This window comes from Palleronia sp. LCG004 (assembly GCF_032931615.1).
Taxonomy (GTDB): domain Bacteria; phylum Pseudomonadota; class Alphaproteobacteria; order Rhodobacterales; family Rhodobacteraceae; genus Palleronia.
Genome location: NZ_CP136759.1, coordinates 1,273,886 through 1,285,389, shown reverse-complemented (window position 1 = coordinate 1,285,389; position 11,504 = coordinate 1,273,886). Strand labels below are relative to the sequence as shown.

The 11,504-nt window shown below is 63.4% G+C and carries 10 protein-coding genes; 4 read left to right on the top strand and 6 right to left on the bottom strand.

What is annotated here, in order from left to right; all coding sequences use genetic code 11:
• Positions 1–40: 40 nt before the first annotated feature.
• Both RVY76_RS06190 and RVY76_RS06185 read left to right on the top strand, forming a co-directional pair.
• Entirely contained in the window at positions 41–2,194 is a 2,154-nt protein-coding gene (locus RVY76_RS06190; RefSeq protein WP_317376512.1) for a YjbH domain-containing protein, read from the top strand.
• Positions 2,185–2,853, top strand: a complete 669-nt coding sequence (locus RVY76_RS06185) for a YjbF family lipoprotein (protein WP_317376511.1) — start codon at positions 2,185–2,187, stop codon at positions 2,851–2,853. The genes RVY76_RS06190 and RVY76_RS06185 overlap by 10 nt, the downstream gene beginning before the upstream one ends.
• On the opposite strand, the gene RVY76_RS06180 is transcribed toward RVY76_RS06185, so the two are convergent.
• Together RVY76_RS06180 and RVY76_RS06175 are read right to left on the bottom strand one after the other, a co-directional pair.
• Positions 2,850–3,464, bottom strand: a complete 615-nt coding sequence (locus RVY76_RS06180) for a sugar transferase (RefSeq protein WP_317376510.1) — start codon at positions 3,462–3,464, stop codon at positions 2,850–2,852. The two genes, RVY76_RS06185 and RVY76_RS06180, sit on opposite strands and share 4 nt — an antisense overlap.
• A complete protein-coding gene (locus tag RVY76_RS06175; protein WP_317376509.1) occupies positions 3,461–4,300 on the bottom strand; it encodes an NAD-dependent epimerase/dehydratase family protein in 840 nt (279 codons plus the stop codon). Before RVY76_RS06175 ends, RVY76_RS06180 begins: the two co-directional genes overlap by 4 nt.
• Positions 4,301–4,403: 103 nt before the next feature.
• On the opposite strand from RVY76_RS06175, the gene RVY76_RS06170 reads away from it, so the two are divergent.
• Positions 4,404–5,513: a polysaccharide biosynthesis/export family protein gene (locus RVY76_RS06170; protein ID WP_317376508.1), complete on the top strand. Its 1,110-nt coding sequence runs from the start codon at positions 4,404–4,406 to the stop codon at positions 5,511–5,513.
• A 39-nt stretch (positions 5,514–5,552) separates the two neighbouring features.
• Here the strand turns inward: RVY76_RS06170 and ggpS are convergent, their stop codons facing one another.
• The 3 genes from ggpS to RVY76_RS06155 are packed head-to-tail and all read right to left on the bottom strand — an operon-like array spanning position 5,553 to position 8,929.
• Entirely contained in the window at positions 5,553–7,037 is a 1,485-nt protein-coding gene (gene ggpS / locus RVY76_RS06165; RefSeq protein WP_317376507.1) for a glucosylglycerol-phosphate synthase, read from the bottom strand.
• A 3-nt stretch (positions 7,038–7,040) separates the two neighbouring features.
• A complete protein-coding gene (locus RVY76_RS06160) occupies positions 7,041–7,817 on the bottom strand; it encodes an HAD-IIB family hydrolase (protein ID WP_317376506.1) in 777 nt (258 codons plus the stop codon).
• Positions 7,814–8,929: an NAD(P)H-dependent glycerol-3-phosphate dehydrogenase gene (locus RVY76_RS06155; protein ID WP_317376505.1), complete on the bottom strand. Its 1,116-nt coding sequence runs from the start codon at positions 8,927–8,929 to the stop codon at positions 7,814–7,816. Before RVY76_RS06155 ends, RVY76_RS06160 begins: the two co-directional genes overlap by 4 nt.
• Positions 8,930–9,327: 398 nt before the next feature.
• Between RVY76_RS06155 and RVY76_RS06150 the strand changes: the two genes are divergently transcribed.
• Positions 9,328–10,230: a UTP--glucose-1-phosphate uridylyltransferase gene (locus tag RVY76_RS06150; protein WP_317376504.1), complete on the top strand. Its 903-nt coding sequence runs from the start codon at positions 9,328–9,330 to the stop codon at positions 10,228–10,230.
• Between the two features lie 63 nt (positions 10,231–10,293).
• On the opposite strand, the gene RVY76_RS06145 is transcribed toward RVY76_RS06150, so the two are convergent.
• Positions 10,294–11,496, bottom strand: coding sequence for a pyridoxal phosphate-dependent aminotransferase (locus tag RVY76_RS06145; RefSeq protein ID WP_317376503.1), 1,203 nt, complete (start codon positions 11,494–11,496; stop codon positions 10,294–10,296).
• Between the last annotated feature and the right edge of the window lie 8 nt (positions 11,497–11,504).

Here is an 11,504-nt window from a genome sequence, read left to right as displayed (position 1 = left end):
AGAACCCGACAACCTGCAGCCCTGTCAGGGACGACCCAACATGCATCCGAAGATCAAGATCGCGAATTCCCTGAAGCTCATGACCGCGAGCGCCACGATCGCGCTTGCCGCAGGTGCCGCCCGTGCGGATTTCGACCGGCCGGGATTCAACTTCTACGGCGTGACCGGGGCGATCGACACACCGACCGCGCTCGATCAGCCTGACGGAGAGATCGCGGTCACGATCGGTCATTTCGGCAATATCACGCGTGGCACACTGTCGTTCCAGGGCCTTCCCCGGGTGCAGGGGGCATTCCGTTACAGCAAGTATTCGGGCCTGAACCTTCTGGGCGAGCCCGAATACGAGGATTATTTCGACCGCAGCTTCGACATCTCGGTCACCCTCCTGCGCGAACGGCAATACCTCCCTGCGCTCAAGGTCGGCCTGCAGGATCTCGCAGGGACGGGCGTGTCGTCTGGTGAATATGTCGTGGCGACCAAGACCTTTGGCGACCGGCTGGCGGTTTCGGCGGGGCTCGGCTGGGGGCGGCTCGGCTCCGAAGATCCGATTGGGGAAACCGGCACGCGCGACGATATCGATGCGGGTCTCGGCGGCGAGTTCAACATCGATCAGTGGTTCCGGGGCGACGTCGCACCGTTCGGCAGCGTGATCTTCAAGGCAACCGATCGCCTGACCCTGCTCGCGGAGTATGGATCCGACGCCTACACGATCGAGACCGGGAACGACCGGCCCCTCTCGAGCCGGATCATGGATCGATCCTCGTCGTTCAATTTCGGCGCATCCTATCGGGTGAACGAAGCAGTCGATATCGGGGCCTACTACCTTTACGGCTCGGAATTCGGTGTGAAGCTCACCTTTGCGGGTAATCCCACCCGGCCACCCGTGGTGGGAAGCGTCGGACCGGCACCCGCCCCCGTGGCCCCGCGCCCCTCCCGCGCGAGTTCGCCCGACCAATGGTCGGAAGACTGGGCAAGCGTTCCGCGCGTGCAATCGGCGCTCCTGACGGCTTTGACGTCCGAGGCGCGCGAGACCGGGCTTACGGTCGAGGCGTTCGAGATCCTCGGGCCCAACGCGGTCGAGGTGCGCTTTCGCAATCCGACCTACAATGCCAGCGCGCAGGCGGTTGGGCGGATGGCCCGGGCACTGACCCGCACCATGCCAAGCTCGGTCGAGACCTTCCGCATCGTCCCCAGCGTCGACGGCATTCCCGCCTCGGCAGTCACTGTGCGCCGCTCCGATGTCGAAGCGCTCGTCCTGTCGCCCGACGCTTCGGCCCGACTGCTCGCGGTGGCGGGGATCGGCGATGCGCGTGGACCCAATCCCGATGCGACGCTCAGCAGCGATCTCTTTCCGCGGTTCGACTGGTCCGTCGGTCCTTTCGTCCGTCGCGTCTTCTTCGATCCGCAATCGCCATTGCGTTTCGGTGTCGGTCTGGGTGCGCGAGCAAGTTACGAGCCGCGTCCCGGCATCGTGTTCAGCGGGTCGGTCTCACAGGTCCTGCTTGGCAATCTCGACGATACGGATCAGAGGGCGAGCTCGGCGCTGCAGCCCGTGCGCACGAATTTCGCCCGGTACAACGAAGAGGCCGATCTGGCGCTCGACCGGTTGACGGCGGCCTACTACTTCAAGCCCGCGCGGGAAGTCTATGGTCGGGTCACTGCCGGTTACCTCGAGCGGATGTTCGGAGGCATCTCGACCGAGATCCTGTGGAAGCCGGTCGAGAGCCGCCTGGGCCTCGGAGCCGAGCTCAACTATGTCGCGCAGCGCGATTTCGACCAGCGCTTCGGGTTTCAGGATTACGACGTCGCGACCGGTCACGTCTCGGCCTACTACGAACTTACCGACGAACTCGACGTGCAACTCGATGTCGGTCGCTATCTCGCCGGCGACGTCGGCGCGACGCTGAGCGTGACGCGCGAGTTCCGCAACGGCTGGCGGGTCGGCGTCTTCGCGACACAGACCGATGTCTCGTCCGAGGATTTCGGCGAAGGGTCATTCGACAAGGGCATTACGCTCGAAGTCCCGGTCGCGTGGTTCACGGGCCGGCCGTCGACCAGCAAGGTCTCGACCACGATCCGGCCGATTACCCGCGACGGTGGCGCGAGGCTCAACGTCGACGGACGGCTCTACGAGAAGGTCCGCGACTATCACGAGGATGGGCTGGAGGATCAATGGGGACGGGTATGGAGATGACGATAATGCGCCCTCTCGCGGCTCTGGCGCTCGTGGCACTCGCGGGTTGCGCAAGCGAGGACAGCACGCGTAGCTCGGCATTCTCCGAGCTCGGAAGTTCGATCGCTTCATTCGTCGGTGGTCGCGGTGCCGAAGGCGAAGGCGTGACGCTCAGCGATGCGGAACTGAATGCGGCACCGGTCAACGTGATCCTGCTCGACATTCCGGAATTCGGCAGCGAGGTCGGTCTCGTCCCTCAGGCGCAGAACCGCGATGTGTCGACCTGGGTCACGCCCGAGGGCTACAGCGTGTCGCTAAAAGGTGGTCAGATCGTCGGAACGGCCGGCTTCGGCTACGATCTGAGCTCGGCAGAGGTTCCGGACCTTGCCGCCGGTGCGCGGCAGGTCGTGCGCGATCATTATCGGCTTCAGGGTGACGAAACGGTTCAGCGGTTCCGCTATTTCTGCGATCTCTCCTACACGGCCGGAGAAGAGGTTGTCGTCACTTCACGGCGTTTTGCTACGATCCGCATCGACGAGTCCTGCGAGAGCGCCGAGGGCGAGACCTTCGACAATATCTATTGGGTGGACGGTGTCGGCGCGGTGCGCAAGTCGCGGCAGTTCGTGTCGCCCCGGCTCGGGTATTTCGAGCTTCGGGACGTTCATACCGGGCTGCGCTAACGGCGCGAGGGTATCAGCCGGGTGATCGTCTCTCCCATCAGCGCGATGTCCATGCAGAGCGTCCGGTTTTGCTGATAGATAAGATCGAGCGATGCCTTGCGCGGCACGCAGCGGCGGCAGTAAACCTCCTCGGTCTCGCTTGCCGACCGGGTATCGGCCAATAGCCGCTCCTCATGACGGTGGAACCTGAGCGTCGCGAGCCCCGTGATTCCGGGGCGCGAATGCAGGACCTGGGCATAGAGGTCCGGAAACATGTCGGTGTAGCGGCGCAGCGGCGGACGCGGTCCGACGAAGCTGATATCACCGCGTAGGACGTTCCAAAGTTGTGGCAACTCGTCTAGCCGCGTGCGCCTCAGAACCCGTCCGATCGCAGTGATCCGGTCGGATTTGTCGCCTCCGGTCACGCCCGCGTCGGACTTGTCGGGACGCATGGACCGGAATTTCCAGAGCTGGAATGCCTCATCCGTCGTTCGCATCCGCTCCGAACGATGGAGGATCGGCCGCCCCGAACTCAGCAGAACCGCGAGCGCGATGAAGAGCCCCGGGAGGAGCAGGATCGCCCCCAGAATCAGCGCAAGCGCAATGTCGAGGATCCGTTTGCCAAGTGTCATGGATAAGCCCCTTCGTCGGTCGCGCGAACCTCGTCCCAGAGTGCCTCCGCATCATGGTCGGGAACGTCCCAGAGTTCCGCAAGACGCTTTGTGGCGAGATTGGCATGGGCAATCGCATCTTTGGATGCCGCGGGACGGTCGGGTGTCACTCCTGCCGCAGCGAAGATGTCGATCATCCTGATCGGGCGCGCGGAGGCGATGTTTAATACAGGCGGAAAGTCCCGGCCCGACGCGGCGAGATCGCAGAGCCGTGCGAAGCAGGAGGCGAGCGATACGGGTCCGATGAAGCTGCGCATGGGGGCATCCGCATCCGCGAACCGGTCGAGCTTCGCATGTCCGCCTGCACGGATGGCAAGGAACGGCTGCGAAGCCCCAGCCACGTTGGCGATCCGGAGGGCGGTCACATCCTTTGCGACCGTCTCGCACTCCACTTCGATCTTTGCGGCGGCGTAGGGGCTGGACGCGTTAAGGGGGGCGTCCTCGTCCACGGGAATGGGCGGCGTCGGCCCGTAGACGGCGGAGGACGAGGCGACAAAGACATGCGCAGCGCCCCAGGCGCGCGCGGCCTCGATCCCAGCCCGCGCAAGGCGGAGGTTGTCCGCGAGATCCCCGCCGCTTGCAGGCGTCACCCCCGCCAGCACGACGATCCCCGCACCGCGTGCAGCATCGAACGGAGGAGGTGGACCTGTCAGGTCCCAGCGCAGATCGGCATCCACACCGCGCCCCACGGTCATATGGGAATGGCCCGTCGCCCGCCAGGCACGGCGGATGCGTCTGCCTACGGATCCGCCCGCGCCGATGATGATGGCGGGTTTTTCCGCTCGGAATCCGTCCATTGCTTGTTCTGTCCAATACCGGCGATTGCGTTCCGTCGTCATCCTAGTATCTTGTCGCAGCGGGCGAAATGGCCCATCGCCGAAGCGTCCCAAGGGGGAAATCGTGATCCGACGGATGGTAACCGCAACCCTTGCAGGGGCCGTTCTGCTCACAGCCGGCTGTTCGGGTCTGCCCCGGGGCGCGGCCCTTCAATCCGAGATTCGCCCCTCGAAGGGCGAGACTGAGGATTATGCCTTCTATCCCGTGACCCGCGCCTTTCTCCCGACGGTCGAACAATGGCCGGCCGTCGGAGCGCTTGCGAGCGACGGGTGGCCGCGCGCGACCGAAGGATCGCTTGGCCAGATCATCAAGCCTGGCGATCGTGTTTCCGTCGTCATCTGGGACAGTTCCGAGAACTCCCTGCTGACGGGGCTCGATCAGCGTCAGGCCCCTCTCGGAGAGATGCAGGTGAGCCCGGATGGCCGCGTCTTCATCCCGTATGTGGGTGAGGTGCGGATCTCGGGGATGAGCCCGCAACGCGCCCGTGAGGCGATCGAGTCCCAGTTGACCGAGATCGCGCCGTCCTCGCAGGTGCAGATCGCATTGAGCGAGGGGACAGAGAATTCGGTGGCCGTCGCCGCGGGTGTCGGCGCGCCGGGCGTTTTTCCGCTGCGTGACCGGTCGACGAATGTCCTGACGCTGCTCAGCCAGGCGGGCGGCGTCGCTCCGACATTGCGCAATCCGCGCATCCGCCTGCAGCGTGGCGCACAGAATTACGCGATCGCGCTCGACCGGATCTACGAGAACCCGACGGCGAACGCGCTTGTGCAGGGTGGCGATACGATCATCGTCGAAGAGGACGAACGCTATTTCATCGCGCTCGGTGCGGCAGGCAAGGAAGACATCATCCCGTTCAGGGACGAGCGGGTCACGGCACTCGAAGCGATTGCGATGATCGGCGGGCTGACGGATACCCGTGCGGACCCTCAAGGCGTGCTGGTGCTCCGGGAATATCCCCGCTCGGCCCTTGCCGCTGGACTGCGCGGACCGCGCGAAGATCGTGTGGTCTTCGCAATCGATCTGACAAGCGCGGACGGCCTCTTCAGCGCGAAGAACTTCCAGATCATGCCGGGCGATCTCGTTCTCGCGACCGAATCGCCCGTCAGCTCTATCCAGGTGGCGCTGTCGCTTCTCGGTGGCGGCGTGGGCTTCGCCCGTCAGCTCACGAACTGATCGCCCCCGCCCGGAATTGCCGGGCAGGGGCCTTTACCGTCAGATCGTGCCGTCCTTGGCCGTGAAGCCCGCCATCTGGTCTTCGGCCCAGGCCTTGATGTCGTATTTGGAGATCGTCTGACGCATGTGTTTCATGCGGTCCTCCTGCTCCTCCTCTGACATGTGCAACGCCTGCAAAAGGGCACGGTCCATGCTCTTGTGCGAGAACGGGTTGGCGAGGATTGCCGACCCCATCTCGACCGCCGCACCCGCAAATTCCGACAGGACCAGCGCACCGCGATTGTCCGACCGGCAGGCCGCGAATTCCTTCGCGACGAGGTTCATCCCGTCGGCGAGCGGCGTGATCCAAGCAACATCCGCGGCCCGGTAGTAGGCCACGAGTTCGTCGAAGGGGATCGCCCGGCTCATCAGCGTGACGGGCGTCCAGTCGAACGTGCCGAACCGACCGTTGATGCGCCCGACCGTTGCTTCGATCTCGTTCTGGATGCCCTCGTAGACCGTCATGTTCCGATTGGCCGAAACGGAGACGTGCATCAGACGGACCTTGCCGTGAAGCTCCGGATTTTCGTCGAGGATCCGCTCGAAGCTCATCAGCTGGTCGCTGCCGCCCTTGGTGTAGTCGGTGCGCCCGACGGACAGGACCATAGCGACATCGCCCAGATCCTCGCGGATCTGCCGGGCCTTCTCGGTCGTCTCGTCGGTGCCCGCCTTGCTTTGGATGTAGTCCAGATCAACGCCGACGGGTGAGGCCTGAACGTGGACCTCGTGACCGTTAAAGGTGATCGTCTGCGCGACGCGACGTTCCGACAAGGCCACGTGTTCCTTGATGAAGTCGGGGTTCACCGGCTTCCGCTCGCCCGTCTCCACGTCGAAGAGGCTTTCGGCCACGCCCACGAAATTGGCGGCATAGCGTGGGATGTGAAAGCCCACGACGTCGGCCGCCAGAAGCGATTCGATGATCTCGCGCCGCCACGGCAACACGTTGAACATGTCGGCCGAAGGGAAGGGCGTGTGGTGGAAGAAGCTGATCCTGAGATCGGGACGCAGCTTGCGGAGATATCCCGGCACGAGCCAGAGGTTGTAATCGTGGACCCAGACGACCGCACCCTCTGCGGCCTCGGCCGCAGCGGCCTCGGCAAAGGCCCAGTTCACCTCACGGAAAGTCGGCCAGTCGACGGGGTCGTAATCGTACTTTTCCTTGAAGGAGTGCAGGATCGGCCAGAAGGCTTCCTTCGAGGTTACATGGTAGAAGGATTTGACCTGCGCCTCGGTCAGCGGCAGCCGCGAAACGGAATATTTGCCGTAGCTGTCCTCGATCTCGACCACGCGCTCGAAGCCGGGGTCGCTCGGTGTATCGGAAAGCTTCCAGGCGACCCATGCGCCCTTGTCGACGCGACCAAAAAACCCCTTGAGCGTCGGGACGATGCCGTTCGGGCTTTTGTTTTCCTTGAAGACGATCTTGCCGTCTTCCTCCACCTCCTCGTAGGGCTGGCGATGATAAACGATGACGAGATCAGAGGGCATGACTTATCCTTCGGGTGTGTCGTGCAGGTCGAGCTCGGCCACAGCTTCGAGAATGCCAGCCGCGCCGATGCCCTTCGCCACATAGACATGCGGCAATGTCGAGACGCGATCAACAAGCGCGGCCTCGGCTCCGCCAACGGCAACGGCCGGAAGGCCGCATTCGAGCATGGAGAGATCGTTGAGCGTATCGCCCGCGCAAAGGACCGTATCCGGCGCGATCCCGAGGTGCGAGACGAGGCGCTTGATCGACGGACCCTTGCTGATACCCCGCGGGAGCACGTCGTAGAAGCGGTTGTCGGAGGCGAGCGGGTCGTACCCCATCTCGCGGACCTTGTCATTCGTCGCAATGTCGAACGCATCGGGGTCCAGGTCGTAGCTCACGCGGTAGCGGAAATCGGTATCCTGCAGGGTCAGACCCGGTGCGTCGGCAAGCGCCTCGCGAATTTTCTCACCACCGTCGTTCCAGGTCTCGGCGATTTCAGTTTCGAGGGAGTCGATGGGCGAGATCGTCTTGCCGTGGACCTGTGCGATCGTGGTACCGACGTCGCCTACCACGTATTCAGGCCACGGAACGCCACCTTCGCAGAGTTCCACGATGAATTTCGGGTCGCGGCCCGTCACGAAGATCAGACCGATGGTCGAACGGTTTTCCTCGATCCAGTCGTAGAGGCGTTTGCGATCCTCGTCGCTGCCGCCGAGGAACGTCCCATCGAGGTCGGTTGCCAGAACGAAGCGGCGACCGCTCATGTTGGCTCCGGGGACAAAGGTGTCGTCGGTCATGCGGATTCTCCAAAGGGATGATTGAGTGAGATGCCGAGCGTGCGCGGCTCGCCCTCGATCGGACGGGACCAGAGATCCCGGAAGGTTTGAGTGAGATCTGCACCCTCGTGAAGGATCGCGTGCACGGCCTCGCAGATCGGGAGGGTGACACCAATCTGAGCGGCGAGATCCACCACCGAGATCGAGTTGACTTCGCCTTCGACGACGACGTTCTCGCCACCAAAGCACTCCTCGCGGCGGAGACCCTGTCCAAGCTGCGTCCCGAGGCTCATGTTGCGCGAGGTTGTGGAGGAGCAGGTAAGGGTGAGGTCCCCCGCGCCGGACAGGCCGGTCACCGTTTCGCGCCTTCCACCAAGCACTTCGGCCAATGTCTTCATCTCGTCCATGCCACGGGTGATGAGGGCCGCGCGCGTGTTCTCGGCAAAGCCGGCCCCCGACATCATCCCGCAGGCGATGGCGATGACGTTCTTGACCGCACCACCGATCTCGACGCCCACGAGGTCGTCGGAGATATAGGGTCGAAAGGATTCTGAACTCATCGAAATGGCCAGGCGTGCTGCGGGGCTGTTATGCGGCGCGAGCCTGTCGGAGTAGCGGAAATCGAATGCGACAGTGGCCGCCGTCGGATGCGCGAGGACCGTCTCCTTTGCAAAGGTCGGGCCGGACAGCGCGCCGATCGGGTGTCCTGGCAACTCCTCTGCGGCCACTTCCCCAAGAAGCAGGCCGGTCTTCGCTTCGATACCCTTGGCGCAGAGCGCGACGGGCACGCCGTCCCCGAGATGGGGCTTCATCTGCGCGCAGATCTGGCGAAGCGTGGTCGAGGGCGTCACGACGAGGACGGCATCGGCGTTCCGCAATGCCGCAGCCATGTCGGTCGTCGCCTCGATCCCCTCGGGCAATCCGATCTCGGGCAGGTATTTCGGGTTTTCCTGACGGTCAGAGATGGCTTTGGTCACTTCACCGTCGCGGCCCCAAATAACGACCTCGCGTCCCGCGCGGCGCGCGACGGTCGCAAGTGCGGTTCCCCAGGATCCTGCGCCGATGACGGCGATACGGTCGTAGGGCTTTGCCAGCGATGACAACATCTGCTGGTCGGACTTGCTGATCGTCATGAATTCCTTCCCGGGTGACCTTCTGTCGAGGTTATGTCTGCGGATCTTGCCGGCGATTGCAAACCATCTGCATGACGATCGATCTAGACGCGGTGTGACGGAAGGCAATCCATGCTGCAAGTGCAGCGCGACCTTGGCGATCGGCACAGGGACGCTCCTCAGTTACGGACCATAGGCGCTTTTACGCCAGTCAAATGATAGGGGCTCGATGTTCCCGAAGCGTCCAAAAATGCCTCATTTCAGACATTTATCGGTCATACTCCTGCACGACATGTCCCGGAACTAGACGACGGGTCGAAAGGGTGTCCGGTACCCGCGCGCAGCGCGTAGAACGTTGGCAACCAAAGTCAGCGTGCTGCGTTGCAACGCTGAAAAGTCCAACACAAAGGGATCTCCGCATGTCGAATGCCGCCGTCCGCACCGCAATCTTTCCCGTCGCAGGGCTCGGAACGCGTTTTCTCCCCGCTACCAAGGCGGTTCCGAAGGAGCTGCTCCCGGTCATCGACACGCCCTTGATCCAGTACGCGATCGACGAGGCACGTGCGGCCGGGATCGAGCGGATGATCTTCGTCTCGCACCCATCGAAAAGTTCGATCGAGCGGCATGTCCGGCATGATGCCGACCTCGGTCACGCCCTTCGTCAGAAGGGAAAAGGCAAGATCGCGGACAAGCTCGAACGCGACGCCCTCGATGACGAGAACCAAGAATTCGTGTTCGTCATGCAAGACAAGCCTCTCGGGCTCGGTCATGCGGTAAATTGTGCAGCGAAGCATGTCCTTCCCGGTGCCGTCGCGGTCATTCTTCCCGACGACCTGATCCTGGGCGAACGCGGCTGCCTCTCCGAGATGGTCGAAGCCTACGAAACGTCGAAGACGGGCCACATGGTTGCGACAATGGAAGTTTCTCGCGAGGCCGTATCCTCGTATGGTGTGCTCGATGCGCATGGAAGCGACGGCAAGGTCATCTACGCTGCCGGCATGGTCGAGAAACCCGCGCCCGAGAAAGCCCCTTCGCGTCACGCCGTCGTCGGACGTTACATCCTCGACGCGTCCATCTTCGGCGACCTCGATGCTCTCGAGCCGGGGGCCGGGGGCGAGTATCAGCTAACCGACGCGATCGCGGCAGGTATCGGGCGTCTGGGGCTTGCGGGCTTCAAGTTCTCCGGCCGCAGATTCGATTGTGGATCGAAGCAGGGAATGCTGGCTGCGACCCTCTTTGTCGCACGGCAGGACCCGGAATATGCAGAGGTTCTGGAAGAGTTCGGTGCGGTGGAGTATGGCCAGCGCGTAGCGGCCGAGTAAGGCGTACCGAATAAGTGAAAAGGCCCGACCTTCCGTGTGGCAGGCCGGGCCTTTCTTTTGTGTTCAGCTCATCGCGCCGCAGAACCGCACGATCCGCTTCATCGCTTCGGCAAGCGCTTCTTCGGAGGTCGCATAGCTGATCCGGAAATGCGGGCTGAGACCGAAAGCCACGCCCGGCACGACGGCGACGCCCTCCTCCTCCAGAAGGGCGGTCGCGAAATCCGTGTCGTTCGCGATATGCGCGCCGCCAGCACTCGTCCGGCCGATGATCCCGGCAATGGACGGATAGACATAAAAGGCACCGTCCGGGATCGGACAGGAGATCCCCTCGGCCTCGGCCAACCCCTGCAGCACCAGATCGCGCCGTGCCTCGAAGATCGCGCACCATTCGCGCAGGAAGTCCTGCGGTCCGCTCAGCGCCTCGACTGCCGCCCATTGCGAGATCGAGCACGGGTTCGACGTCGACTGCGACTGGATCTTGCCCATGGCCTTGATCAGCCATTCCGGCCCTCCGGCATAGCCGATGCGCCAGCCGGTCATCGAATAGGCTTTCGAGACGCCGTTGCAGGTCAGCGTCCGGTCATAAAGCTCGGGCGCGACCTGAGCTGGGGTGTGGAACACGAAGTCGCCGAAACGCAGATGCTCGTACATGTCGTCGGTCATGATCATGACCTGCGGATGGGCCTTCAGCACGTCGGCAAGCGCGGCGATCTCGTCACGCGAATATCCCGCGCCGGTGGGGTTCGACGGCGAGTTGAAGATCACCCACTTCGTTTTCGGCGTGATCGCCGCGGCAAGCTGTTCGGGCGTCATCTTGAAACCCGCGTCGAGCGTGCATTCGATGGTCACGGGCGTGCCGCCCCCCAGGACCACCATGTCGAGATAGCTGACCCAATATGGCGCGGGGATCACGACCTCGTCCCCGGGATTGAGTGTCGCCATGAGGGCATTGTAGAGGATCTGCTTGCCGCCGGTTCCGACCGAGATCTGCGAAGGTGCATAGTCCAGATCGTTGTCCCGGCGGAACTTGTCGCAGATGGCGCGTTTCAGCTCGGCAATGCCGTCCACTGCGGTGTACTTGGTCCGTCCGGCTTCGATGGCTGCGATCGCCGCCGCCTTGATGTGATCGGGCGTATCGAAATCGGGCTCGCCTGCGCCGAGGCCGATGACATCGCGGCCCGCGGCCTTGAGTTCGGCCGCCTTCGCGGTCACGGCGATCGTGGCCGACGGCTTTACACGGTCGAGGGTCTCGGAAAGGGGTTGCATGATCGTCC

What these genes read in the sequence shown, in the direction of transcription:
- RVY76_RS06190 (WP_317376512.1), top strand. Translation starts at nt 41, where the DNA reads ATGCATCCGAAGATCAAGATCGCGAATTCCCTGAAGCTCATGACCGCG.
- RVY76_RS06185 (WP_317376511.1), top strand. Translation starts at nt 2,185, where the DNA reads ATGGAGATGACGATAATGCGCCCTCTCGCGGCTCTGGCGCTCGTGGCA.
- RVY76_RS06180 (WP_317376510.1), bottom strand. Translation starts at nt 3,464, where the DNA reads ATGACACTTGGCAAACGGATCCTCGACATTGCGCTTGCGCTGATTCTG.
- RVY76_RS06175 (WP_317376509.1), bottom strand. Translation starts at nt 4,300, where the DNA reads ATGGACGGATTCCGAGCGGAAAAACCCGCCATCATCATCGGCGCGGGC.
- ggpS (WP_317376507.1), bottom strand. Translation starts at nt 7,037, where the DNA reads ATGCCCTCTGATCTCGTCATCGTTTATCATCGCCAGCCCTACGAGGAG.
- RVY76_RS06160 (WP_317376506.1), bottom strand. Translation starts at nt 7,817, where the DNA reads ATGACCGACGACACCTTTGTCCCCGGAGCCAACATGAGCGGTCGCCGC.
- RVY76_RS06155 (WP_317376505.1), bottom strand. Translation starts at nt 8,929, where the DNA reads ATGACGATCAGCAAGTCCGACCAGCAGATGTTGTCATCGCTGGCAAAG.
- RVY76_RS06150 (WP_317376504.1), top strand. Translation starts at nt 9,328, where the DNA reads ATGTCGAATGCCGCCGTCCGCACCGCAATCTTTCCCGTCGCAGGGCTC.
- RVY76_RS06145 (WP_317376503.1), bottom strand. Translation starts at nt 11,496, where the DNA reads ATGCAACCCCTTTCCGAGACCCTCGACCGTGTAAAGCCGTCGGCCACG.